The organism is Galactobacter caseinivorans (assembly GCF_003640665.1).
GTDB classification, from domain to species: domain Bacteria; phylum Actinomycetota; class Actinomycetes; order Actinomycetales; family Micrococcaceae; genus Galactobacter; species Galactobacter caseinivorans.
Genome location: NZ_QQXL01000005.1, coordinates 93,050 through 117,570, shown reverse-complemented (window position 1 = coordinate 117,570; position 24,521 = coordinate 93,050). Strand labels below are relative to the sequence as shown.

Sequence of the window (24,521 nt, the reverse complement as noted above, 5' to 3'; positions counted from 1 at the left end):
GCGCCCCTACCCCTTACTGCGTGCCGATATTGAAGTACCAGGGGGTCCCGTAGCGATCAGTCACCTGGCCAAAGGAGTCTCCCCAGGGCGCGGGTTCCAGCGGTTGCGCCACGGTTCCGCCCTCTGTCAGGGCGGCCCACCACGTGCGCAACGTGGCGCCTTCCGCGGCCCCGCCAAAGATTGACAGGGTGGTCGTGGAGGGCGCAACCTCCATGGAGTCCGGCGTATCCGCGGCCATCAGCAGCGTTTTGCCGTCCACCACCAGTTGGCTGTGCATGATCCTGGCGTTCTCTTCCTCGGTGGTACCCATGCCGTATTCGCCGAAGGTGGAGCGGGAGACCTCCCCGCCAAACACCGAGGCGTAGAAGTCCATGACCTCCCGTGCGGAATCGCGATAGCTGAGGTACGGGCACATGTGGTCGGTGGGGTTCACGATGACTCCCTGCGTAGGGCCGCCCGGCGGGTGGCGCTCATCACAGAGTGACAGAGAGGGCCGACACTCACTAGGGGCCGTCCCTCACAGTTGGTCCCAGAGGGCACCGTCGCGGCGTGTCCTGCACAGCCGCCGCCCCTCCACGGGCCCCTCCCGCCGGCCCGTGACAGAGTTGGGCCATGGATAAGAGCGCCGCAACCACCGGGCCGGATGGGCTTGACCGCACCCCTTGGGGCAACGGAAACGCCCTCATGAGCGCCTACTACGACTCGGAGTGGGGCGTGCCCGTCACCTCTGAGACGGGGTTGTTTGAACGGCTCAGCTTGGAGGCCTTCCAGTCTGGCCTGTCCTGGTCCACCATCCTGCGCAAGCGGCCTGCCTTTCGCGAGGCCTTTGCCGGTTTTGATCCGGACGCCGTGGCTGCCTTCGGCGACGCGGACGTGGAGCGGCTCATGACGGACGCGGAGATTGTGCGCAACCGGCGCAAGGTGGACGCGACCATCACCAACGCCCGTGCCACGCTAGCCCTGCGGGAGCAAGAGGGCCTGCCCGCCCTGATCTGGTCCTTCCGCCCCGAACGCACGCCGGTGCCACTGAGGCTTGACCAGGTCCCCTCCACCTCGGAGGAATCCGTGGCGCTCTCCAAGGAGCTCAAGCGCCGCGGCTTTGCCTTTGTGGGTCCCACCACCATGTTTGCGCTCATGGAGGCCATCGGCATGGTGGACACCCACCTGGTCGGTAGCCACCGGCGCGGGGTCTCCGGGCTCTGGAACCCGGACGGCAGCAGGGCGGCCAGCCCCGTCTTCTGACGAGTCCGACCGCCCTGGCGGGTGGTGCCGTGCGCTGGCGTTACTTAGCGCTGATGAATCCCTGCTTGACCATCCAATCGAAGGCAACGTCTGCCGGCTCCTCGCCGTCAACGTCCACCTTCCGATTGAGTTCAATGAAGGTCTCGTTGTTCATCTTCTTCGCGACCTCCGCGAAGTTGGCCTCCAGCTGCGGGTACTTCTGCACCAGCTCGGTGCGGAAGAGCGGCGCCACGTTGTAGGACGGGAAGAACTTCTTGTCATCCTCCAGCACCGTCAGGTTCAGCGACTTGATGCGGCCGTCTGTCGTGAAAACCTCACCAAAGTTGCAGGCACCCTGGGCGGTGGCCTCATACACGGCGCCCGTATCCAGCACAGACACGTTGCTGGTCGGCACGCCGTCCGCCGCACCCTGCTTCAACCCATACTTGGCCAGCATGGGCGTGAAGCCGTCCTGGCGGGAGTTGAACTCGGACTCGACGCAGAAGGTCCTGTCCTTGACCGGAAGGTCGGCAATCTGCGAGAGCTTGGTGATGCCCTTGAGCTTGTCCTGGCTACTGGCCTTGATGGCAAAGGCGTAGGTGTTATCCAGTGGAGCCGGCGCGCCCCACGTGATGCCGTTGTCCAGATCCTGATCGTGGACCACCTGCCACTGCTTCTTCTGATCCGGGTAGCCCGTCTCATGCTTCAAATAGGTGAGCCAGGCGGTGCCGGTGTAATCAAACATGACATCCGCACGGCCGGTCGCGATCAGCTCGCGGGCGGGCTGGGAGCCGGGCACGTTGGACAGGTCCCCCACCTCAAAGCCAGAGGCCTTGGCGGTGAGCACGGCAATCTTGCCCATGATCTGTTGCTCGGTGAACTGCTTACTGGTGACGGTGACCTTGGTGCTCTCGGCGCCGTCAATCACCTGCAGGCTGCCCGGCCCGGCCTCCGGGACGTAGGCGGCGGCGGGCTGAAGCCCACAGCCGGCCAGGCCCACGGCGGCGATGGCCAGGATTCCCGCCGCGGCGCGGCGTCGATGATTCTGGATGGAGGGGATCTTCATGATCACAGTCCCTTCGGGCGGGCCACGTGCTCAACCACGCGCCCCAACCAATCGATGACCAGTGCCAGCAGCGCCACAAGCAGCGAGCCAACCACCAGCACGTTCATGAGCGAGAGGTTCACGCCGGTGATGATGAGCAGGCCAAGGCCGCCGCCATTGATGAAGGTGGCCAGCGTGGCGGTACCCACCAGCAGCACCAGCGCGGTGCGGATTCCTGAGAGCATGACGGGGACGGCGAGCGGCAACTCCACCTTCAACAGCACGGAGGATGCGCTCATGCCCATGCCCCGACCGGCCTCCACGAGGCGCTGGTCCACCCCTTCAAGTCCCACCATGGTGTTGCGCAGCACGGGCAGAATCGCATAGGCGACCAGGGCCACCACGGCGGCCCAGTAGCCAAAGCCCAGCCAGAAGGCCAACAAGACCACCAGCCCGACGGCGGGCGCCGCCTGACCGATGTTGGCGATGGCCAACACCGCACCGGTGAATTTACGCAGCGGCCCACGCGTGAGCAGGATGCCCAAGGGCACCGCGATGATCAGCACGATGATGGCCGCCACCGCAGTCAAGGACAGGTGCTGCAGGGTCATGCCCCACAGCGCGTCCGGGGCCAAGGTGGTGCGCTCCACGGTGGTGAGCGGCGCCACCGACATCCAGATGAACAGCGCCACGATCAGCACCATCAAGACGCCGATCTGCAGCATCAGCGAGCCCCACCCGGAGGGTTTCTTGGGCTGGGAGGCATCGAGTGCGCTCAGGCTTCCCGGCCCGGTGCCGGGGAGTACCTCGGCACTCATGAGCGCACCCCACTGTCCTCCAGCGAAGTGCCGTCAGGCCCGTCGCCATCCAGCGGCAGGGCGTCGTCGGGCCCTTGATCCGCCGCGGCGACCGCCACGGCCGCCATGGTGCCCGAGTTCAGCCCAACCGGCGCCGAATGATCGCCATTGGTGCGCCGCGCGGCCGCGATGGCCTCGGTCACGGACTCCACGTTGATCAGCCCAACAAAGGCGCCGCGGGCGCCCGTCACCAGGGCCTGGCCGGAGGAGGCCACGAGCATCTCATCCAGCGCATCATTCAGGGTGGCTGACTCGCCCACCTGCGGCAGGCTGGGATCCACCTGGTCGGAAATGATCTCCATGCGAGAGAGCTGACGGGTGGAGAGCCACTGAATGGGCCGACGGCGCGCGTCAAGGACCACGGCGTGCTTGGCACCCGTTCCCTGCAGCTGCGAGAGCACATCAGAGGCGTTCTCCCCCGGGGAGGCCGTGACCGGCTGCAGCAGCGTGACGTCGCGGACACGCTGCAGCGAGAGCTGCTTCAGCGCGGCGCCAGAGCCGATGAAGCCCTCAACAAACTCATTGGCCGGCTGAGCCAGGATGCGCTCCGGGGAGTCATACTGCACCAGCTGCGCCCCCTCATCGAAGACCGCGATCCAGTCGCCCAGCTTCATGGCCTCGTCAAAGTCGTGTGTCACACACACGATGGTCTTGTGCAGCTCCGCCTGGATGTTCAGGAGCTCATCCTGGAGGCGCTGGCGGGTGATGGGGTCCACGGCGCCAAACGGCTCATCCATGAGCAACACTGGCGGGTCAGCCGCCAGCGCGCGGGCCACGCCCACACGCTGCTGCTGGCCGCCGGAGAGTTCCTTGGGGTAGCGATCCCGGTACACGGCGGGGTCGAGTGAGACCAGCTCAAGGAGCTCATCCACACGGGCCGTAATCCGCGCCTTATCCCAGCCCAGCATCTTGGGGACAATGGCGATATTGGCGGCCACCGTCATGTGCGGGAAGAGCCCGCCGGCCTGGATCACGTAACCGATGCTGCGGCGCAACTTGTCCGCATCCATGCCCGTGACGTCCTCATCATTGATGATGATCTGGCCTTCGGTGGGCTCGATGAGCCGGTTGATCATCTTCAAGGTGGTGGTCTTGCCGCAGCCGGAGGGGCCAACGAACATGACCACCGAGCCCGCCGGGATCTCCAGAGTCAGGCCACCCACGGCTGCCTTGACCTGGCCGGGGTAGCTCTTGGTGACCTCTTTCAGGAGGATCGCGGTACCGCCGGTGCTGGAGTCACCCTGGGCCGTTTGGTTGTTCTGGTTCGCAGGCTTGTTCTGGTTCTCAGACACGAAGACCCCTCCGGATAGTGAGGCGGGACAGGCCAACGAGGGCCAGGTCAAGGATGAGCGCAAGGATGACGACGCCGACGACGCCCACCACCACTGAATTGAGCGAGTTGGCCCCACCGAGGCGGGAGAGGCCGTTGAAAATAAAGGTGCCGAGGCCGGGGCCAAGCACGAATGCCGCGACTGCTGCCACGCCCATGACCATCTGCGCCGAGACGCGGATGCCGGACATGATGACCGGCCAGGCCATGGGCAGTTCAACCGTGGCGAGGGTGCGCAGGCGGCTCATGCCCAGCCCGCGCGCCGCTTCCACGGTCGCAGCAGGCACTCCGTTCAGGCCCACCAGCGCGTTGCGCAGAATGGGCAGGACCGCGAAGAAGGTCACGACCACCACGGATGGCAGCGGACCAAAGCCGAGGGGGCCAATCATGAGACCGATCATGGCGAAGGAGGGGATGGTCAGCCCGACGGCGGAGACGCCGTTGGCCAGTCCGGCCAGCCAGGGGGTCCTCGCTGTGAGGACCGCAATGATTACTGCGAGGACGGTCGCCAGGATGAGGCACTGGACGACGAGAGAGAGATGTTGATACGAGGCAAAGAGGATTTGTTGCCATCGTTCAGTGACAAAATTCCACACATTAAAACCCGCTTCAGGTGAGTTATGTATTCAAATATTTTTGCCGATGAGATCATCGACTCTGTGGAGATTCTATCAAATCCAAGAAATCATCCTGTGGGAGTTCTGGAGGAATCGTCCGCGCGACGGACGCATTCACTGCGAATACTTGACACGATGGAGGCTAAGAGCGGTGCCGAGAGTGAGGAGTCGGCGGAGGCGGCAAGTCCGTTTCCAACGCCTCACTGCGGCGCTTCACCCGCACCATCCGCGCGGGCGCGCTGGCCACCTGTCACTATGGGTGGCAGGGCACGCCAGTTGCGGTGCATAAGTTTTTTAGCACTACTTCACGACGAGAAAGGGATCACTCATGTCGAATCAACCCGGCGGTGGCTACGGCCCGCAGGACAGTGGACACCCACAGGGCAATCCCGGTCAACCGCAATACGGCCAGCCTTCATACGGTGAACCGCAGCGCGGACAATCACAGCCCGCCTACCAGCCGCCCGGCGCGTACGCGAGCGGCAACCCCGGCGCCAACGCCGGTTATGGCTTCACCCCTCCCCTCGGCGCGGCCTCCCCGGATGACCTGAATCTGCCTCTCTACGGAGCCAGTTTTGGCCAGGCAGCCCGGCGCTTCTTCAAGAGCTACGCCCGCTTCACCGGCCGCGCCTCGCGCAGCGAGTACTGGTGGGCATCGCTGATGCTGGCGCTCATCTACCTCATTCCGACGGTGCTTTTCACCATCTCGATGATCGCCATGTTCACCTCCATCCCGTTCGAGAAGACGACGAGCACCACGTCCACCAGTAGCTACACGCGACTCGATGCCACTGGCCCCCCTGATGCCGGCGCCCTGACCTTCTTTGTGATCGCTTGCATCCTGTGCGCTGTGGTGTGGCTGGCACTCTTGATCCCCAGCATCGCGCTGACCTGGCGCCGCCTGCACGACGGCAACTTCGCCGGCCCTTGGTACTTCATTACCTTCACCAGCGTCGGAAGCATTGTGCTGCTGGTCTTCATGTTCCTGCCCCCCAAAGCGGAGGGCATGCGCTTCGATGTGCCTGGCGCTGCGGAGCGCGGCAAGCCCTTCGCCATCGCTTAGAGGGGTGGCGCTGGAGCCCGCCGCAATCGAGGCAGGCACGGCAAAGAAAACACGGATGGCCGCGACCCTTGGGTCGCGGCCATCCGTGTTTTGCTCACGGGATCGGCTTAGTCCACGCGTTGAAAGGCGAACCACGCCGGGTTCTCGCCGGTCTCAATGCGCTGAGTCGGCTCCAGAATCCCCTTTTCTCCCACGCGATACACGCTCACATGTGAGGACTTCTCTCCGCCCACCAACACCAACTCGCCGCTCGGCGCCACGGCGGCGGCGCGCGGCTGGGTCTCGGTGCCCACGCGGCCAAGGACGCGCGGGGTTTCCCCGGCGCGGACCACGGTCAGCTTGGACGTGGTGCGCTCGGTCGCCAGCCAGAGCGAGCCGCCCCGCGCCTGACGCAACTCGGCCGCCCACATGGGGCGCTCCGGAACAGGTGCACCGCCGGGGACGCGAGCCACGCCGTGTGCCAGCTCATCGCCGTCGCCCGCGATGGAGACGCTGCCGGTAAAGGTCAGCGCGCCGCTCACGGTGTCGCGATCGTAGGAGTACACGTGCCCGCCCATCTCGGTGATCACGCCGACGCGGTCGCCCTCGGGGGAGATCACCAGGTGGCGTGGCCCCTCACCCGCGGGCTCCACCACGGTGCTTGGCAGGCGCACCAGCGCCTCCTCACCCTCGCCGCCGCGGCGGTACGCCAGGACGCGGTCGCTACCCAGCGCCGTCGCGTAGACATGGAGGCCGTCGCGGGTGGGGAGCACGCAGTGAATGTTCTTGCCGGCGCTGGCATCCGTGAAGGTGGGGCGGGCGTCCGTGGGGATGCCGTCGTCATCCAGCGGAATCCGGGACAGCGCGGAGTCGTGATAGCTGGCAATCAGCAGCCCGTCCACGTCAAAGGACATGAAGGCGGCGGAATGCGGCAGCTCAAAGTCTCCGCGGGGTTCCAGGCGCCCGCCGGCCACGACCGTGAACACGGAGAGCAGCGGGGTCTCACCGGCGCGGCCCGCGTACAGAATGGCGCGGCCGTGGTCAAAGGCGAGCGTGCTCACGCCGTCCACGCCGTCCATGACGGCAAGGCGCCGCAGGGTTCCGCGCTCCTCATCCAAGGCGTGCGCCTCGATGGTTCCGGCAGTGCGGCATGCGATGAAGCAATAGGTCGACATTGATCCTCCCAGGTTCCGCACCAACCTACCTTGCGTTGCGCCGTGCCCGTGTCACGAAGCGGGCGTGGGCTCCGCCACTGCCAGCGCCGCCTGCATGACCCTGCCGCGCACGCCAAGCCAGCGCGCCAGCGGCGTCGGATACTTCTGGGTGGCCCCTTCGCGGTCCCATCCGGCCCACGCCACGCGCCACGCGCCGATCGCGATCTCTGCCACGAGCCGGGCCCCGTCCAGGTCCATCTCCGGGTCCGCGTGGATCAGCCGGTCACCAATTTCCCGCACCATTTCCGCGTCCTGGTGCGCCACGTGGGCGCGCAGTAGCGGCTCCGCTTCCAGCAGCGCGCCGATGCGGCGATGCCGCACGGGATCGCTGGGATCCTCCGCGATGACGCGGGTGAGCAGGTCAACCAAGTGCCCGACGGCGTGTGGTCCAGTCTGCTGTTCCAGCCCTACCAGGGCGGTGCGCAGGGTTCCCTGCCCGGGCAGGGCCGCCTGCTCCTTATTGGCGTAGTAGCGAAAGAAGGTCCGTGATGAGACTCCGGCCCGCTGCGCAATCTGTGCCACGGTGACGTGCTCCAGCCCGTCGCTTTCAAAGCAGGCGATGGCGGCCTCATGGATCTCCAGCGCGGTCTGGCGGCGGCGGCGTTCGCGCAGGCCCTGGGGCGCGGTGTTGGACATGCTCCTATCCTGGCACGCGCGCTCTGGGATGGGCGGTGGGGTGGTGTGCCTGGACTCACGTTGTGTCGGCTTACGCCAAGTTGGCACACTGTGCCAGGATGAGGGGCCGCTTCGAAGCGGCTCCCTCACTCTTGGAAACAGGTATTGCATGTCCCCCGCTACACCCCCGGCTCCCCCGGCTCCCCCGGCAACACAACCAGCCTCAACACCCGCAGCACCCGCAGCCGGCGCGCTCAGCCAGCCAAGCGGCGTCGGGCAGAAGACCGCCCCCACGCGTGGCGCCGCCGAGCGCCCCAAGCTCCCCGCTGGCGTCGCCGCGACGCTCGCGATCCTGGCCGTGGCCGCGTTTGTGATGATCCTGAACGAGACCGTGCTGGCCGTGGCCCTGCCGCAGCTCATGATCGAATTCGGCGTGGACGCCACCGCCATTCAGTGGCTCTCCACCGGATTCATGCTCACCATGGCCGTGGTCATTCCCACCACCGGGTTCCTGCTGCAGCGCTTCACCACGCGCTCGCTGTTCCTCTGTGCAGTGGGGCTGTTCCTGCTGGGTTCCCTGCTGGCCGCGCTGGCCCCCAGCTTCTCCGTCATGCTGGCGGCCCGCGTGATTCAGGCCGGCGGAACCGCCGTGATCATGCCGCTGCTGATGACCACCACACTGAGCTCGGTGCCGCCCAGCCGCCGCGGCGCCATCATGGGCATGAACACCATCGTGATTGCCTGCGCGCCCGCCATTGGCCCCGCGCTGTCCGGCCTGATTCTTGGCTCGCTTGGCTGGCACGCCATCTTCTGGCTCATGGTCGGCATCTCCGTGGTGACCCTGCTGGTGGGGCTGACCAAGCTTCCCGCCGGCGGCGCCACCCGACGCGTGCCCTTTGATGCCCCCTCCGTGGTGCTCTCCGCGCTGGGCTTTGGCGGCGTGGTCTACGCCCTGGCCGGGGCGGAGACGGCACTGAGCGGCTCCTGGATTCCCACGGCCCTCGGGCTGGTGGTTGGCGTGCTTGGGCTGGTCCTCTTTGTGCGGCGCCAGCGCGCCCTGCAGCCGCGCGGTGCCGCTTTGATGGACCTGCGCCCGTTCTCCGTTCCCACGTTCCGCCTCTCCCTCATCACGGTCGCCATCACCTTTGGCCTGCTGCTGGGATCCGTGGTGCTGCTGTCCATGGTGCTGCAGCAGGGCATGGGCCTCTCCCCCATGACCACCGGCCTGATCCTGCTGCCAGCCGGCCTGGTGCAGGCCGTGCTTGCGCCATTTGTGGGCCGGATCTATGACCGCATTGGCCCGCGCCCGCTGGTCATTCCGGCCACCGTGCTGCTGGCGGTGTCCATGTTTGCGCTGGCCTTTGTCACCCCTGCGACCCCGCTGTGGGTGGTCCTGTTGTGGAACACCCTGTACGGCGCGGGCATGGCCTGCGTGCTGACCTCGCTGCTCACCACGTCGCTGTCCTCGCTGCCCAAGCCGCTCTACGGGCATGGTTCTGCCATCCTGAACACCTTCCAGCAGCTAGCCGGCGCCGCCGGAACCGCGCTGCTGGTGGCCACCATGACGTTTGGCGCTCGCGTGGCCGGGGAGTCCGGCCTGGCCGGGCCCGCGGCGGAGATGAGTGGTGCCAGGTGGGCGTTCCTGGGCGCCGGCGTGCTGTGCGTGATCGCCATCGTGACCGGAGCGATGATCCGCCCGTCCGAACCGTCCCAGCCGGGCGAGGCCGCCGGGCCGTCCGAGCCGGGCGAGGCCGCCGGACCGGAGGCCGTGCGCGCCGCGGCCTGAGCCCAAGCGGCGGCACCCGTGTGTTCGGACCACCACCCACCGGTCCGGTCATCTTGACCCCGCCCTGTTTCACCTGGTGGAGATGTGTTTCCATTGCCACATGAAGCTCGCAACCCTCCGCCGCGACCAGGACACCGTCGCCGCCGTCGTCCACCCGGATGGATCCCTCACTCCGCTGGAGGGCTTCGCGGACGTCGGAGCCTGGCTCGCCGCCCCGGCTCACCTTCGCGACCAAGCCGTGGAGGCGGCGTCGGGCAGTGCAGCCCTCCCCGCGCCCCGGCCCGGTCAGCTGGCGCAGCCGGTGCTCAAGCCGGCCAAGGTCTTGTGCATCGGCCTGAATTACACCAAGCACATCGCGGAGACCGGCAGCCAGACGCCCCAGTTCCCCACGGTCTTCACCAAGTTCGCGCTGACGCTGTGCGGCCCGGAGGATCCCCTCGAGATCCCGGCGGAGGATCACCGGGTGGATTGGGAGGGCGAGCTCTGCATCATCATCGGCTCAGGCGGCCGCCGCCTCAGCCCGGAGCAGGCGCAGGACGCGATTGCCGGTTACGCCGTGGCGAACGATGTTTCGATGCGCGGCTGGCAGGGCCGCACCAGCGAGTGGACCCAGGGCAAGATCTGGGAGGCGTCCACCCCGGTGGGCCCGTGGATGGTGACACCGGACGAATTTGACCCGGCAGCTCGCATCGAGACGCGCGTCAACGGCGCCACGGTGCAGTTGGACTCCGTCGGCGAGCAGGTGCGCGCGCCCGCGGACCTGGTGGCATACCTCTCCACCATGATCACGCTGGAACCCGGCGACCACATCCTCACCGGCACCCCCGCCGGCGTGGCGCTTGGCCGCCGCAACGAGGCCGGCCGCCACCCGTGGCTCGTGGCTGGGGACGTCATGGAGACGAGCATCGACGGCCTGGGTACGCAGCGCAACGTGTTCTCCTAACGCTGCAGGCGTTCAGGCCAGACGGAACGCCGCGTACTCCACGTCGTCGGGGCGGACCTTCCACTCCTGCGCCAGCTGATTCATCAGGGTGACGCTGGCGTTGTAGCTGTGCCAACCAAAGCCTCCGGGTGCAGCGTGAATCATGCCCACCCTGGGGTCCTTGCGCGCGGCCAGCACCTCCCGGACTCGCTGGTCCACGATCAGGTGGGTGGCTGGGTTGGTGCGCGGGGCGCTGAAGTACAGGAACTTGGTGAAAATATCGGGTCCCCAATACCTCACCTTCGCCGAGCTGGAGGGCCCGTGCAGGGAGGTGAAGAGCGCCTCGGCGCCTTCCGGGTTCTGTGCCTGATCAAAGACGCTGCGCGCCAAATCGCGAGGTGCCCCCATCAGGGCGAAAGACAGTTTCCTGGCGTGGCGATAGTCATTGCCCTCGCCCCAGGCAAGTGCGGTCCACAGCAGCGCGTTGGCCAGGTCGGCGCGCTCCTGACCGGCGGAGTTGCGGGTGCGCTCGGCCAGATCCCACAGCGCCTGGCGGGAGACCTTCCCGGATTCCGCGTCCCACGCCCCGGAGTCCCGGATCAGCGCCTCCACCGTCTCATTGGCGTGCGCGCCCCATCGGGCGGGGTCCACCGGGAGGCGCTGTGCCTGCACCATGAGCTCGTCGCGGGCCTGCAAGGCAAGGTCTCGGAGTGCGTCGGTTTGCTGCTCAACTGGGGATTCGCTCATGGTCCGAATCATTTCACGAGGCACGGACACCGCGCGGCCAAGGGTTTACGTGCTGACACCGATCAGCTCTGCCAGAACCGGGTGGAGCCGCCGCCGCATTCGCTCACCAGGCAGGATGTTCGCCCCAGGTACGCGGGCTCAGTCGCGCGCCGCCATAAACGCCGCGTAGCGCTCCAGGACCCCAGGCCAACCGGCCGCATACTTGGTACGCACCGCACCGCCGTCGGGCAGGGAATCAAAGCCCGAATGCTCCAGCAGCACGTCAGTGCCGCCCTCCGGCAGCGACGCGAACGTCAGCGAGACCAGCGTGGCCTCATCCTTGGAGCGTCCGGGATGCCAGGTGAAGACCAGGCGCTCACCGGACTCGCGCGTGGTCACGGTGCCCCAGTAGGCCACGGATCCATCCGGCGCCTTCTCGTGAATCTCGCCGCCGGCAAAGACCACAGTCGCCGTGCCACCGTGGACCCCGTGCGTATCCAGCGGCCACCACTCGCCGATGTGGTGCACCCACCCAGCCTCGGCGGCCACCGGCCCCACGGGAACACGGACGCGGGCAATGACGGGATCGGCGCTGGTCTCAGTCATGTGTTGAGCCTGGCCCTTGGCGCGGCTCACGTCAACGTGGACGGGGCAGACCGGCGGCGATGCCACGCCGGGTTGGCACCGGGACCCCAGGCGCATTCGCCGTCGCGCAAAATTGCCAAGTCAACTTTTCACGTAAATATTCGTCGACCTTTCGCAAATCGCTTCCCAAAGGCCGCGAATGTTTGACAGTGTAATGAATGCGGTTCTCACCCCCTGAGCCGCACAGAGCCCCCGCCCTGCAGGGCGGGGGCTCGCTCCGTGCTTGCGAAGGTGGCCTAGCTCAGGCGTTCCAGAGCCCGTAGGAATCCGCGAGCTCCGCGATCTTCTGAGCGCGCTTCAGGCGCGGCAGGTAGGAGCCATCTCCCATCGTGGCGCCGTGCGCGTGGGCCTCCAGCAGCTCGTGCGCCCACGTGACCTCGTCGTCCTTGGGAGAGAGCCCCTGGTTGATTTGGTCCACCTGGTCAAGGGAGAGGGAGAGCTTGCCGGTCATGCCCATCTTGGCCGTCACGTCACATTCGGCGGCCACCTGCTCCAGCGTTGCCCCGCCGGCGGCCGGCCCGTCAATGGCGCCTGGGAGGCGGCCCACGCGGGAGGCAATCACCAACTTGCCCCTGGCGTATGCCAGCGCAAGCGGGTCATCTCCCACGCCGGTGTCCTTGCGGAAGTCGTTGATGCCAAAGGCCAGGCGGAAGGTGCCCGGCGCGGAGGCAATGGCCGTGGCGTTCTCGATGCCCTCAGCGGACTCAATGAGTGCCATCACGGGAGTGCCCGCCTGCAGGCGCATGGCCGTGTAGGTGACCTGCTCCGGCTTTTCCGTCTCAGCCAGCATCACGCCGCGCACGCCGGGCACGCGGGTCAGTGCCGCCAGGTCGTCCGCCCAAAACTCCGAGGTGGGCGGGTTCACGCGCACCCAACCGGTCATGCCGCCGGAGAGGGCCTCAACCACATTGTCCCGAGCCTGCTGCTTCTGCTCAGGCGGAACCGGGGCTTCCATATCGAAAATGACCGAGTCCGCTTCCGAGGCAAGCGCCGGGGAAAAAAGCTCCGGCTTCAGGGCGTTGACCAGCAACCAGGAGCGGGAAAGCTTGGCGGGCAGGGCGGCGGCACGGAGGTTACGAAACGGCATGCACACAGCCTAGTCCGACGCCGACCGCACCGGCGGCAGTTTCCGCATCATGGAGACACTTATCCGGAATTGACTCAACATCGGGGTGACGTGACAACTCCGTCATCCGACGACCGACACCCCGACACACGAACCCGTGACCCACCCCACATTCGGTAGTCTCCTGCTCATGACTTCGCACCACAACGCGCCTGCAGAGGGCGGCACTGAGGAACTCAGCCGCTCTCTCACCAACCGGCATATTCAGCTCATCGCCATCGGCGGCGCCATCGGCACCGGCCTCTTCATGGGTTCAGGCAAGACCATCTCGGTCGCCGGCCCCTCCGTGATCTTGGTCTACATGATCATCGGCTTCATGCTCTACTTCGTCATGCGCGCCATGGGAGAGCTGCTGCTCTCCCGCTCCGGCTACCGCAACTTCGCGGACTTCGCGGGCGACATCCTTGGCCCCTGGGCAGCCTTCTTTACCGGCTGGACGTACTGGTTCTGCTGGATCGTGACCGGCGTGGCTGACGTGATCGTCATCGCCTCCGTTTACATCAAGTTCTGGCTCCCCACGATCCCGCTATGGATCCCTGCACTCGTGGTCATCGCCTTGCTGATCGTGCTCAACCTGCCGTCCGTGAAGGGCTTTGGCGAGACCGAGTTCTGGTTCGCCATGATCAAGATCGTGGCCATCGTGGCCCTCATCGTCATCGGCCTCATCCTCATCTTCACCGGCTTCACCCACAACTACGCCAACGGCACCGCCACCGCCTCCTTCATGAACCTGTTCACCACCGGTGGCGGCTTCTTCGGCGGCGAGTTCATGGGCTTCGTGATGGGCTTCCAGATCGCCGTGTTCGCCTTTGTGGGCATCGAGCTGGTCGGTACCGCCGCCGCGGAGACCAAGAACCCGGAGCACAACCTGCCCAAGGCAGTGAACGCCATCCCGATCCGTATCCTGCTCTTCTACGTGGGCTCCCTGGTCATCCTGATGTCCGTGGTCCCGTGGCAGAACTTCAGCAAGGACGAGTCCCCGTTCGTCATGCTGTTCTCGCTGGCGGGCCTGGGCGCCGCGGCGCACATCGTGAACCTCGTGGTGCTGACCTCCGCGTTGTCCTCCGCCAACTCCGGCATCTACTCCACCTCCCGCATGGTCTACGCACTGGCGACGGACGGGGACGCCCCGCGCCCGTTCGCCAAGCTGACCGGTCGCAAGGTTCCGCGCAATGCGCTGTTCCTCTCCGGCGTCTTCCTGCTCTCCTCCATCGTGTTGATGGTCTTTGGCCTGGACAAGTCAACGGGCTTCTCCATCGTCACAACCATCTCCTCGCTGTGCTTCATGTTCGTGTGGACCATCATCCTGATTAGCTACCTGGTCTATCGCAAGCGCCGCCCCATGGATCACGAGACCAGCAAGTTCAAGATGCCCGGCGGGCTGTTCATGCCCTACCTCGTGATGGCGTTCTTCGCCTTCCTGCTGTGGGCCTTCACCCGCGATCCGGACACCCTGGCCGGCCTCATCGCCACCCCGATCTGGTTTGCCCTGGTCGGCATCGGCTACCTGGTGCTGCGCCGCAACCCGGCCCACCAGGCCGCTCGCGCAGCGCACCTGGCGAAGGTGGCCGACGAACAGGCCAACGCCCGCGCCTGGCAGGATCAGCAGCTGAACGCCAGCCGCTGACCCACCGCTGAACCTGAATCACCCCGCCGGGGCCGGACCACACAGGTCCGGCCCCGGCGTTGTTGCATCACGCGCTCCCGAGTCACAGGACTTGGTCCGCGGACGGTACTCGGGTCCAATGGAGCCATGCCTCAACCTCTGACCGCGCTGGGCCACCACACCCGCATTGACCCGTTGCCTGCCGAGCAAGCTGCGTCCCTGCGCCAGGCACTGGGACAACCCGGGGCCGCCGGCGACGTAACCGTGGTTGTGGACGGGACCTCTTTCCGCCTGCCGGACGCTGCACTGGCTGCCGTTCAGGACGTTCTGCGGCGGCTGGCACAGGGCGACGGCGTGGAGCTGGCCTCCGCGCAGTCCTGGCTCAATACCTCGCAAGCCGCGCGGCTGGCGGGGATCTCGCAGACCTATCTGCGCAACTTGACGGACGCCGGGGAGATCCCGGTGACGTATCGCGGATCGCACCGGCGCTTCCTCTCCGCTGATGTGCTGGCCTGGGTTAAGCGCCGCGATGCGACGCGCGCCACCGCCGCGTCGGGGCAGGCTGGGCAGGCATCGATGCCCGACGACGCTCGGTAGCGCAGGCGGGTCACACCCCGGTGCGAAGGTTGGCACCGCAAAAGAAGAGTCCTTTACCGCTGCTCTTGGACGTACTTTCATCAGTACCGTGCCGGAGAACCGAGAAGGTGGGCGCAGCGAGAATCACCAGCGAAACGGTTATGCGGTGCAGGCCGGGGCAAGCGCATTCCGGGCGACTTTGGGACCAGGGCTACCGAGCGGCGTATTTTTTCAGTATTGTCAATCGCATATGCACCAACGGGATACTAGTCCAGGAGATTGTTATGCACCTTGCATTAAAGATCAAGCACAGCCGCGGCGGCGGCGCTGACAATTGCAGTTAGTCTGGCCGCGCCGGCCATGGCGGAAGGAAGCTGGACGTCCAATATTTCAGGGTGGGCTACAGGCCATTCCTCCAGAGCCTGGCAGTACAGTCACAACGACCGCGCGTCCACTCGCACGGTCCTGTCCGGATGTTCGCAGGTGGGCGATAGTAGGTTCCACAACGTCACAATGAACCTCTATAACGAGATGGGCTGGCTCCCCGACCAGAGCATGGGTACCCGAACGGTTGCCTGCGGTACTGCAAACTGGGGTGAAATGACGCGCTCGGACCGCTACCACTTCACGCTGGACAAGATCAACGGGGAGTCCAGCGGACGCAAATTCAGCGCTTCTAAGGTGGTGCAGTACTTCTGATGCCAGCCCTATCCCTCGCGGGGATCTGCTTTGGTTACTCACGTTCCCGGAGCGTACTTCAAGCAGTCTCGGTTGAATTCGGGCCCGGAGTAACCCTCCTTTGGGACCCAATGGCGCAGGCAAGTCCACGTAGTTGGGGTTACTCGCAGGGGTACTCAAGCCATCAGACGGCCGGATTGCGCTACAGATCAGCGAGGGGCAGTCGCCGCTCGGTGCCCGGCGCAAGGAATACTTGCGTCGGGTTTCCTGGGTGCCGCAGGCATTCAGCCCAGTGGGTGGGCTGAGCGTCCTAGAACACGTGGAGTACTCGGGGTGGCTGAAAGGCATGCCCGCACGGGAGGCCAAACTGCGGGCCCCTGAAGCGCTTAAGCTTGCCGGCCTGGAGGATCTCGCGGTGCGGCCTGCCGCCTCCCTCTCTGGAGGGCAAACTCAGCGCCTGGGATTGGCCGGCGCCTACGTCCACGATGCCGACGTGCTCCTGCTTGATGAGCCAACCGTCGGGCTAGACATGGCGCAGCGTGAACGCTTCACCGAGGTGCTGCGCGCCGGCGGGGCCGACCGAATCACGGTGATGTCCACGCACGACACGGCCGGCATCGAGAGTTTCGTGGACCGCGTGGTAGTGATGCGGCGTGGGGCCGTGGCGTTTGACGGCACTCTTGACGAGTTCTTGATTCGGGCGCCGGAGAGTGCGGGCAGTGACCAACAGCGGCTGACGGCCGCTTACGTCAGCGTCATGGAAGGCGACTTCTAGATGCTCCCCTGGAAGAAGCGCCCGGCTTGGCTGCTCGGTCTCGTGGGCCTGGCCCTCGCCGTGGTTTACATTCAATCGTTTGCCGACGTTCGTCAGTTTGAGGCGCATCGCGAAGCAGCCGTGGCGTGGACCGCGCTGCTTCTGATCATGAGCTGCGGCGTTGCGAGCGTCTCTGCGGCGATCGAAGGCGGCTGGGACCGCAAGGCCACCGGACCCTTGGAAGCGACGACCCGCCCTGCCGCCTTAGTGGTCTTGGCCAGAATCTGGCCAGGCGTAGCGGCAGGGGCGATCATCCAGCTCTGCGGTGCGGCATTCCTTCTTGCGAAGGCCGGTCCGGCCCCGGACACGTTCCCCTGGTGGCTAATCCTCGCCCTGTGGCTGCCCTTGCCGTTCCACTCCCTCATTGGATACTTGCTGGGAAGGTCTCTACGCGTCTTCCTCGCGGTGCCATTGGCCCTGCTGCTGTCCTATGGCTGGCTCGGATTCACGTGGACTTCGCCGTTCGCACCCTTGCGCTACCTCTCAGGGCCCGCGATCTCGGGTTGTTGCACCGCCACCACGACTCTGGACCCGCGAGCGCTTTGGGTATTGGCGATCTTCTCTGCGCTCGCGCTCCTTCCGCTGCTCCTGCTCGTACCCAAGGGACGCCCCAAGCTCAAGCTGACCAAGGCCGGGCTCCAGCGCAGTGTTGCCGCGGCGTTGGCCCTGGGGATGGTTGTGGGAGCGTCACTGAGCCTGGCCGCCCCCCTCGGATACAGCCCCCTGCTCGCCCTCCCGGCCAGCGACTCGCCCTGCGACGACAACAATCCAAGCGTGTGCCTTAATGACATCCAGCTCAGCCGCGCGGATCACCGGGCGGACATCGCCGAGGCGTTCCGTTCCCTCGAAGCACTGGGCCTTCCCGCCGTGCGCCAGGTGCGCTCCAGCGACGTGGGCGCCATGGTGCTGAGCGAGGACGGAGTGGCCAACGTGGTGGTGGAACCGTGGATGGACAGGGAGCCAGTGTTGCACTCTGTGGCGAGCACCTTCAGCGTGGCGATCCAAAATCAGGACTGCGGCAACAACGGGGGAGGTGACGGCGAAGCAAACATCGAGAGGTTCGATTGGGCGCTCGCCCTTGAAAGCTGGGCCGAGTCCGAGCTGGCGCGTAGCTTCGGCACCCAGCCCCCCGCCGCGCTCTCCTTGGAGGACTTCCAAGGCACGGGCGCCGCCTTCAAAGCCTGGCGTGAGGTGCGAGCTGCTGAACCAACGGCCAAGAAGCGGGCTGTGAGCGCCACCTACGAGGCTTTGTCGCGATGCTCTGTGCCCTCCGCGGCCGAGTTGGGGCTGCCGTGAGATGGGCGCTGGCGGCTCGACATGCCGGGTGGATGTGGGTGGGGGCGGTGTTGTGCGGCGCGGTTGCGGCTGTGCTGAGCGGCGTCGACCTAGAGATCCCCTTTGTGCCGCGCGGACTGCGATCCACGCTGCCCGCTCCCGTTGTGGGGGCAGTGCTCCTGGCCGTCGTGGCCTCCGGTGTGGCCCGGGCAGGAGAACCGAGAGGCGTCAGGTCCCAAGCACGCAACGTCATCGCTCACAGCATCGCGTTACAGTTCGCTGCGGTGGCGTTGTACTCCGGGGCCGCGGTGCTCGTCTTAGCGCTAGGGCGCATGCCGCTCACCGAGATGGCCTACGTGGCCTCAACCGCAACAGCGATGGCCATCATCGCCATGGCCGCACGGTGGCTCAGCTCCCATCCGGTCTCCGGAAGCCTGCCCGTCCTCTACCTCGTACTGGTCACTCTCTTCGGCAGGAGTCAGGAGACGGGGCTACGCCCCTGGGCGTGGCTGTTGTCTCGCAGCTGGTGGACCGGTGAGGGGATGACTGGGGCCGTGGCCTATGTCAGCCTGGGCGCATGCCTCTTAGCAGTAGCCATTCTCCTCGTCACGCGCCGACCGTTCACCGGCACCGCGCAAGATGCTCCCCTCCTGCGATTCGCCTCTTCCTACTGAGACCCGCCATGCGAGAAGTAACGGCCGGGCACCCAAGCCGATCAGGCGTCGTCGAACGCATCCCGCGAGGTCAGAACCGAGCCCGCGTGGGTCTCCGCCCAGGCGCGAACCGCGTCCAAGGGCTCCAGCAGTGAGACGCCCAGTTCGGTGAGGCGGTATTCCACGCGCGGGGGCACCTCGGCGTAGACGGTGCGTGAGACCAGGCCGTCACGCTCCAGCGAGCGCAGGGTCTGGGTCAGGACCTTGGGCGTCACTCCCCCGATCGCGGAGCGCAGCTCGGAGAAGCGCAGCACCCCTTGCTTCAGGGCTTGGAACACCAAGGGCGTCCACTTGTCGCCGATCCGCTGCAGCACCACCCGGGAGGGGCAAAACTGGTCCATCACATTGAAGGCCAGCTCGGATCCCTGCTGGTCCACAAAAGTATCCATATGGGTACCTTAGTACGTTGAGGTACTCGGTATCTAGTGGGTACTATCAAAGCATCGCCGCAGGGAACATTCCCCACGGCCACCAGCACCCACCGTGCGGCGCCCAGCGCGCCCACCCAGCACAAGGAGTTCCCCATGAAGATTGCTGTCTATGGCGCCACCGGAATGGTCGGCAGCCGCATTGCTGCAGAGGCCATCGCCCGCGGCCACGAGGTCACCGCAATCACCCGCTCCGGCACCGAGGTCCCCGGCGCCGTCTCCACCGTGGCCGGCAACCTCTCCGACCTGGAGAACTACACCGTGATCGCCAGCCAGAACGACGCCGTGGTGCTCTCCATCCCGTCCCCTCGCGACGGCTCCGCCCACGACGAGTTCCGCGAGCTGCATGACGAGATCGCCGAGACCTCCATCCCGGCCCGCCTCTTTGTGGTGGGTGGCGCAGGCGCCACGCAGACCCCGGACGGCGTGATGCTCAAGGACACCGAGGGTTTCCCCGCCGCCTACAAGGCGGAGGCGGACACCTTCGCCAACGTCCTGCTCACCTACCAGTCCTCCTCCGGCCTGGATTGGGTCATGCTGGCCCCGGCCCCCGCCATCGCCCCGGGCGAGCGCACCGAGTACGTGCTTGGCTCCAACCAGCCCGCGGGCGACTTTGTCTCCGCAGACACCTTTGCCGCCGCCGCCCTGGATGAGCTGGAGTCCCCCAAGCACCGCGAGCAGCGCTTCACCGTCGCCAACGCTTGATCGGGTCGCCAGCGCCGGCTCGGGCCACGCCAGCCACGCCTGCACCCTCCGCCACTCGTGTGCGGAAGGTGCGGGCGTCGCCGTTTTCCGTGTAGCTTCTGCGCAACGGGCACGTCCTCGTCCCCGACCCACCCACCGCAGGAGTCCCATGCCCGTGAACAACTCCCGCCCTTGGCCCTGGCGCCTCCTGAGCGCACCGCTTCTGCTGCTCGGCGCCCTGGCGATGACGGCCTGCACAGTGGAAGCCGGTGGCACGGGCTCCGCTGCGTCGCCGGGCACCTCCAACCTTGCGGCACAAGAGAAGCTGACGCGCGCCATTGAGCTCGACGATGCGGCGGCGGTCCGCGCGGCCCTCAAGGAGGGCGCGGGGTTGGAGAGCAAGGGCGAGAAAGGCGCCACGCCGCTCGTCGCCGCCACCAAGGCAAACAAGAGCCGCGCCGCCGTGGCGCTGCTGGAGGCCGGGGCGGACCCCGACGCCAAGGACGAGCTGCAGGATTCTGCCTTCCTCTACGCCGGAGCGGAGGGGCTGGACACCATCCTGGAGGCCACCCTGAAACACGGCGCGGACGTGAAGTCCACCAATCGCTACGGCGGAACCGCCCTCATTCCCGCGAGCGAGCACGCCCACGTGAGCACGGTTCGGATCCTGCTCAAGGCGGGCGTGCCCGTGGATCACGTGAACCAGTTGGGCTGGACGGCGCTCCTGGAGGCCATTGTGCTGGGCGACGGCGACGCGGACCACGTCACCACGGTGCGGCTCCTCCTGGAGGCAGGCGCAGACCCGGCCAAGGCGGATGCCGACGGCGCCACGCCCCGCCAACTAGCCCAGCGCGCCGGCCAGACGCGCGTCGTCGAGCTCCTTGACCGGGCCCTGCGGGCCTCGTCAAAGTAGCGCCGGGCAGGGCGCGCCCCCACCACTCAATCCAGCAGCAGCGCCGGCTCCTCCAGGATGGAGGCCACGTCCGCCAGGAACCGGGCGCACTGATCCCCGTCCACCACGCGGTGATCAAAGGAGCCGCCCACTGTGGTGACGAAGCGCGGGACCACCTGCCCGTCCACCACCCAGGGGCGCTCACGCACGGTGCCAAAGGCCACAATCGCGACCTCACCCGGGTTCAGGATCGGGGTTCCGGTGTCCACGCCAAGGGCGCCAACGTTGGTGATCGTGACGGTGCCATCGCGCATGTCTGCGGGGCTGGTCTTGCCGTCCCGCGCCGTGGCACCCAGGTGCTCCAGGGCCAGCGCCAACTCCCGCAGGCTCAGCTCCTGCGCATCCTTGACGTTGGGCACCACAAGCCCGCGCGGGGTCGCGGCGGCGATGCCGAGGTTCACAAAACTCTTGATCTGGATCTCCGCGCCCTGCTCGGTCTGCACCCAACTCGCATTGATCTGCGGGGTGCGCGCCGCGGCCCACAGCACTGCCTTGGCCACGATCAGCAGCGGCGTGACCTTGACGCCCTGGAAGTCCCGCGAGCCCTTCAGCCGCTTCACGAACTCCATGGTGCGCGTGGCGTCCACGTCCACAAAGAGGGAGACGTGCGGCGCGGTGAACGCGCTGCTCACCATGGCCGCTGCGGTCGCCTTGCGCACGCCCTTCACGGGCACGCGCTCAATCGAATCCGCCGGCGCCTGCCAGGAGCCGGCACCAAAGGCGGCGGCCAAAGCGCCGGACGACGCCGCGGCCGGCTGAGTGCCCTGGCTCGCCGGGGCGCTGAGCCCGGTGGTGTGCAGGCGCCGATCGGCGAAGGCAGACAGGTCCTCACGCGTGACCTCGCCCCGTGCGCCGGTGGGCGGCACCTGGGACAGGTCAACGCCCAACTCCCGCGCCAGCTTGCGCACCGGCGGCTTGGCCAGGGCGCGGTGGTGGTGGGGCTCGGACGCCGGGGTCGCTGCCGCGTGAGCGCCGTGGTGGCCAGGGCGCTGGCCGGGGCGCACGCGGGGGCGGCGCTTGACCGAATCCGCCACGGGGCCGGAGCCCACTAGCGGGCCCGGGGAGGACTCGGCCGGAGTGGACTCGGCCGGCACGGAGCTCGTCGCGGGAGACTCAACGGCGGGCGGTGAGGCCGCGGCAGAACCCGACCCAGCGGCGTCGGGCACAGATGTGCTGGGCGCAGAGGTGGCGGGCACAGAGGTGGCGGGCACAGGCGTCGCGTTGCCCGCGCCGGCCTCTGCCACCTCGATGAGCGGGGCGCCCACCTCCAGGGTCTGGCCCTCCTGCGCGTGCAGCACGGTGACGGTGCCGGCGTAGGGGCTGGGCAGCTCCACGAGCGACTTGGCCGTCTCGATCTCCACCAAAACCTGGTTCACGGTGACGCTCTGACCCACCGACACCTTCCAGGAGACGATGTCCGCCTCGGTGAGGCCCTCACCGACGTCGGGCAGCTTAAATGTGCTCACGCGGACACCTCTGAATGCTGGAAGGAACGATCAAGCGCATCAAGAATGCGGTCAATATCTGGCAGGTAATGCGATTCAACCTTGGAGGGCGGATACGGCATGTGGAAGCCACCCACCCGCAGCACCGGCGCCTCCAGCGCATAGAAGGCGCGCTCCGCGACGCGGGCCGCAATCTCCCCGCCCAGGCCGCCAAAGGTAGGAGCCTCGTGGGCAACGATGAGGCGGCCCGTGCGCTGCACCGACGCAGTGATGGTGTCAAAGTCGATGGGGCTCAGGCTGCGCAGGTCAATGACCTCCACGTCGCGTCCGTCCTCCTGCGCGGCCTGCGCTGCGGCCAGCGCCACCGGAACAAGTGGGCCCCAGGCCACGATCGTGGCGTCGCTGCCGGCGCGGACCACCTGCGCCTGAGCGGCAGGAGCCGCTCGATGCTCAGTGTCCACGTCCCCCTTCATCCAATAGCGGCGCTTGGGCTCAAAGAAGATCACCGGATCCTGGCTCTGCACCGCCTCCTGGATCATCCAGTAGGCATCATGCGGGGTGGCGGGCGTCATGATCCGCAGGCCAGCGGTGTGCGCAAAGAGCGCCTCAGGAGATTCGGAGTGGTGCTCAATGGACCCGATGCCGCCGCCGAAGGGGATGCGGATGGTGACCGGCACCGTCAGCTTGCCCTCGGAGCGCATGCGCAGCTTGGCCAGCTGGGAGGTGATCTGGTTAAAGCCCGGGAACACAAAGCCGTCAAACTGGATCTCGGCGATGGGTCGGTAGCCGCGCAGGGCCAGGCCAATGCTGGTGCCGATGATGCCGGATTCCGCCAGCGGGGAATCGATCACTCGGTCCTCGCCAAAGCGCGCCTGCAACCCCTCGGTGATGCGATAGACGCCGCCAAGCTTGCCAATGTCCTCACCCATCATGAGGGTGGTGGGGTCCTCCTCGAGGACCCGGGCCAGGCCGGCGTTCAGGGCCTTGGCCAGAGTCATGCGTTCGATGCTCAACGGGTGCCCTCCGCTCGGTTCTGTGTGCCCTCTTCGTCCCGGTCAGCGAACCCCGCCTGGTACTCCTGATACCAAGCCAGTTCCTCGCTCACCAACGAATGCGGTTCGGCGTACACACTGTTGAAGGCGTCCGTGAGGCTTGGTGTGGGGAACGCGAGTGCGGTGGCCCGCAGCTCCGCGGCCAACACGTCCGCGTCCGCGGCAATCTGGCCAAAGAAGTCCTGGCCGGTGCCGTTGGCGCGCAGGTGGCGCTCCACCCGCAGCAGCGGGTCCTTCTCATCCCAGCCCTGTTCCTCATCCTGCGTCCGGTACTTGGTGGGGTCATCAGCGGTGGTGTGCGCTCCGCGTCTGTACGTCACAGCCTCGATGAACACCGGGCCCTTGCCGCTGCGGGCGTGCTCAAGGGCCCAGCGGGTCACGGCGTGCACGGCGATCACGTCGTTGCCATCCACGCGGATGCCCGGCATGCCGTAGCCGGCGGCGCGGTTCACCAGCGGCACCTTTGACTGCACCTCAAACGGCACCGAGATGGCCCACTGGTTGTTCTGGCAGAAGAACACCACGGGGGCGTTGGTGGAGTTGGCAAAGACCATGGCCTCGTGGACGTCCCCCTCGGAGCTGGAGCCGTCACCGAAGAAGGCGACGACGGCGCCACCCTCCTCCTCGATGCGGGCCTGGTCCCAGCCCTTCTGGTCCCGCTTCATGCCCATGGCATAGCCCACCGCGTGCGGGGTCTGGGCCGCGAGCACCATGGTGTAGTGGTGAAAACCCGTGGTCCGCGGGTCCCAACCACCGTGGCTGATGCCGCGGAACACGCGCAGCATCTCCGCGATGCGCACCCCGCGGGTGAGGGCCACGGCGTGCTCACGGTAGGTGGGGAAGAGGTAGTCCTGCGGGCGGGTGGCGCGGCCGGCCCCGACCTGCGCCGCCTCCTGCCCACGCAGCGGCACCCAGAGCAAGAGCTCCCCCTGACGCTGCAGAGCGGTGCTCTCATCATCCAGGCGGCGGGCGGTGGTCATGTCGCGATAGAAGCCGCGCAGCGTTTCCTGGTCCACGGACTGGGCCCACGGATCCCAGGTGGGGTGAGCCGTCCTGACTCCATCCGAGTCCAGCAGCTGAATGAACGGTGCCTGGGTGGGGGCTGCCGCGAGCATCGTCTCCACGATTCTCCTTGCCTTGAGTGAACCAAGA

Annotated in this window: 25 protein-coding genes; 11 read left to right on the top strand and 14 right to left on the bottom strand. The window is 66.8% G+C overall.

Annotated features, from left to right (window positions below; translation table 11 throughout):
- Positions 1-13 precede the first annotated feature (13 nt).
- Positions 14-433 (bottom strand): VOC family protein, encoded by a 420-nt coding sequence (locus DWQ67_RS09245; protein ID WP_233556016.1) that lies wholly within the window; start codon positions 431-433, stop codon positions 14-16.
- A 179-nt stretch (positions 434-612) separates the two neighbouring features.
- Here DWQ67_RS09245 and DWQ67_RS09240 point away from each other — a divergent pair, with 179 nt between their 5' ends.
- Positions 613-1,242, top strand: a complete 630-nt coding sequence (locus DWQ67_RS09240) for a DNA-3-methyladenine glycosylase I (protein ID WP_121485318.1) — start codon at positions 613-615, stop codon at positions 1,240-1,242.
- 40 nt (positions 1,243-1,282) lie between these two features.
- Here the strand turns inward: DWQ67_RS09240 and DWQ67_RS09235 are convergent, their stop codons facing one another.
- From DWQ67_RS09235 to DWQ67_RS09220, 4 genes are all read right to left on the bottom strand, one after another.
- Complete coding sequence (locus DWQ67_RS09235; protein WP_121485317.1) at positions 1,283-2,287, bottom strand: glycine betaine ABC transporter substrate-binding protein; 1,005 nt, start codon at positions 2,285-2,287, stop codon at positions 1,283-1,285.
- Positions 2,288-2,289: 2 nt separating this feature from the next.
- Complete coding sequence (locus tag DWQ67_RS09230) at positions 2,290-2,970, bottom strand: ABC transporter permease (protein ID WP_407645805.1); 681 nt, start codon at positions 2,968-2,970, stop codon at positions 2,290-2,292.
- Positions 2,971-3,080: 110 nt separating this feature from the next.
- Positions 3,081-4,337, bottom strand: a complete 1,257-nt coding sequence (locus DWQ67_RS09225) for an ABC transporter ATP-binding protein (RefSeq protein ID WP_233556040.1) — start codon at positions 4,335-4,337, stop codon at positions 3,081-3,083.
- Between the two features lie 70 nt (positions 4,338-4,407).
- Positions 4,408-5,049: an ABC transporter permease gene (locus tag DWQ67_RS09220; RefSeq protein ID WP_121485314.1), complete on the bottom strand. Its 642-nt coding sequence runs from the start codon at positions 5,047-5,049 to the stop codon at positions 4,408-4,410.
- A 349-nt stretch (positions 5,050-5,398) separates the two neighbouring features.
- Here DWQ67_RS09220 and DWQ67_RS09215 point away from each other — a divergent pair, with 349 nt between their 5' ends.
- Positions 5,399-6,133, top strand: coding sequence for a DUF805 domain-containing protein (locus DWQ67_RS09215; RefSeq protein ID WP_121485313.1), 735 nt, complete (start codon positions 5,399-5,401; stop codon positions 6,131-6,133).
- A 107-nt stretch (positions 6,134-6,240) separates the two neighbouring features.
- Here DWQ67_RS09215 and DWQ67_RS09210 read toward each other — a convergent pair whose 3' ends face one another.
- Together DWQ67_RS09210 and DWQ67_RS13795 are read right to left on the bottom strand one after the other, a co-directional pair.
- Positions 6,241-7,287: a lactonase family protein gene (locus tag DWQ67_RS09210; RefSeq protein WP_121485312.1), complete on the bottom strand. Its 1,047-nt coding sequence runs from the start codon at positions 7,285-7,287 to the stop codon at positions 6,241-6,243.
- Between the two features lie 51 nt (positions 7,288-7,338).
- Positions 7,339-7,962: a TetR/AcrR family transcriptional regulator gene (locus DWQ67_RS13795; RefSeq protein WP_158595421.1), complete on the bottom strand. Its 624-nt coding sequence runs from the start codon at positions 7,960-7,962 to the stop codon at positions 7,339-7,341.
- A 148-nt stretch (positions 7,963-8,110) separates the two neighbouring features.
- Here DWQ67_RS13795 and DWQ67_RS09200 point away from each other — a divergent pair, with 148 nt between their 5' ends.
- On the top strand, positions 8,111-9,727 hold the full coding sequence (locus DWQ67_RS09200) for a DHA2 family efflux MFS transporter permease subunit (protein ID WP_158595420.1): 1,617 nt from the start codon (positions 8,111-8,113) through the stop codon (positions 9,725-9,727).
- A gap of 100 nt (positions 9,728-9,827) precedes the next feature.
- Positions 9,828-10,670 (top strand): fumarylacetoacetate hydrolase family protein, encoded by an 843-nt coding sequence (locus DWQ67_RS09195; protein WP_121485310.1) that lies wholly within the window; start codon positions 9,828-9,830, stop codon positions 10,668-10,670.
- A 12-nt stretch (positions 10,671-10,682) separates the two neighbouring features.
- On the opposite strand, the gene DWQ67_RS09190 is transcribed toward DWQ67_RS09195, so the two are convergent.
- The 3 genes from DWQ67_RS09190 to DWQ67_RS09180 form a co-directional block, all read right to left on the bottom strand.
- Entirely contained in the window at positions 10,683-11,396 is a 714-nt protein-coding gene (locus DWQ67_RS09190) for an 8-oxoguanine DNA glycosylase OGG fold protein (RefSeq protein ID WP_121485309.1), read from the bottom strand.
- A gap of 138 nt (positions 11,397-11,534) precedes the next feature.
- Entirely contained in the window at positions 11,535-11,981 is a 447-nt protein-coding gene (locus DWQ67_RS09185; protein WP_158595419.1) for an SRPBCC domain-containing protein, read from the bottom strand.
- Between the two features lie 280 nt (positions 11,982-12,261).
- Positions 12,262-13,107 (bottom strand): HpcH/HpaI aldolase/citrate lyase family protein, encoded by an 846-nt coding sequence (locus tag DWQ67_RS09180; RefSeq protein ID WP_121485307.1) that lies wholly within the window; start codon positions 13,105-13,107, stop codon positions 12,262-12,264.
- 169 nt (positions 13,108-13,276) lie between these two features.
- Here DWQ67_RS09180 and DWQ67_RS09175 point away from each other — a divergent pair, with 169 nt between their 5' ends.
- The 5 genes from DWQ67_RS09175 (at position 13,277) to DWQ67_RS09155 (ending at position 18,769) form a co-directional block, all read left to right on the top strand.
- A complete protein-coding gene (locus tag DWQ67_RS09175) occupies positions 13,277-14,773 on the top strand; it encodes an amino acid permease (protein ID WP_121485306.1) in 1,497 nt (498 codons plus the stop codon).
- A 126-nt stretch (positions 14,774-14,899) separates the two neighbouring features.
- Positions 14,900-15,349 carry a helix-turn-helix domain-containing protein gene (locus tag DWQ67_RS09170; protein ID WP_121485305.1) on the top strand — a complete coding sequence of 150 codons (450 nt, stop codon included), beginning with the start codon at positions 14,900-14,902 and terminating at the stop codon, positions 15,347-15,349.
- An 811-nt stretch (positions 15,350-16,160) separates the two neighbouring features.
- A complete protein-coding gene (locus DWQ67_RS09165) occupies positions 16,161-16,781 on the top strand; it encodes an ATP-binding cassette domain-containing protein (RefSeq protein WP_121485304.1) in 621 nt (206 codons plus the stop codon).
- Complete coding sequence (locus DWQ67_RS09160) at positions 16,782-18,116, top strand: hypothetical protein (RefSeq protein ID WP_121485303.1); 1,335 nt, start codon at positions 16,782-16,784, stop codon at positions 18,114-18,116.
- Between the two features lie 71 nt (positions 18,117-18,187).
- On the top strand, positions 18,188-18,769 hold the full coding sequence (locus DWQ67_RS09155; protein ID WP_147433657.1) for a hypothetical protein: 582 nt from the start codon (positions 18,188-18,190) through the stop codon (positions 18,767-18,769).
- Positions 18,770-18,810: 41 nt separating this feature from the next.
- Here the strand turns inward: DWQ67_RS09155 and DWQ67_RS09150 are convergent, their stop codons facing one another.
- Complete coding sequence (locus DWQ67_RS09150; RefSeq protein WP_121485301.1) at positions 18,811-19,197, bottom strand: winged helix-turn-helix transcriptional regulator; 387 nt, start codon at positions 19,195-19,197, stop codon at positions 18,811-18,813.
- A 135-nt stretch (positions 19,198-19,332) separates the two neighbouring features.
- Between DWQ67_RS09150 and DWQ67_RS09145 the strand changes: the two genes are divergently transcribed.
- On the top strand, positions 19,333-19,941 hold the full coding sequence (locus tag DWQ67_RS09145) for an NAD(P)-dependent oxidoreductase (protein ID WP_121485300.1): 609 nt from the start codon (positions 19,333-19,335) through the stop codon (positions 19,939-19,941).
- 148 nt (positions 19,942-20,089) lie between these two features.
- Positions 20,090-20,833: an ankyrin repeat domain-containing protein gene (locus DWQ67_RS09140; RefSeq protein WP_121485299.1), complete on the top strand. Its 744-nt coding sequence runs from the start codon at positions 20,090-20,092 to the stop codon at positions 20,831-20,833.
- Between the two features lie 26 nt (positions 20,834-20,859).
- Here DWQ67_RS09140 and DWQ67_RS09135 read toward each other — a convergent pair whose 3' ends face one another.
- The 3 genes from DWQ67_RS09135 to pdhA are packed head-to-tail and all read right to left on the bottom strand — an operon-like array spanning position 20,860 to position 24,484.
- On the bottom strand, positions 20,860-22,338 hold the full coding sequence (locus DWQ67_RS09135; RefSeq protein ID WP_121485298.1) for a dihydrolipoamide acetyltransferase family protein: 1,479 nt from the start codon (positions 22,336-22,338) through the stop codon (positions 20,860-20,862).
- Complete coding sequence (locus DWQ67_RS09130; protein ID WP_121485459.1) at positions 22,335-23,324, bottom strand: alpha-ketoacid dehydrogenase subunit beta; 990 nt, start codon at positions 23,322-23,324, stop codon at positions 22,335-22,337. Before DWQ67_RS09130 ends, DWQ67_RS09135 begins: the two co-directional genes overlap by 4 nt.
- A gap of 2 nt (positions 23,325-23,326) precedes the next feature.
- Positions 23,327-24,484 carry a pyruvate dehydrogenase (acetyl-transferring) E1 component subunit alpha gene (pdhA, locus tag DWQ67_RS09125; RefSeq protein ID WP_233556039.1) on the bottom strand — a complete coding sequence of 386 codons (1,158 nt, stop codon included), beginning with the start codon at positions 24,482-24,484 and terminating at the stop codon, positions 23,327-23,329.
- Between the last annotated feature and the right edge of the window lie 37 nt (positions 24,485-24,521).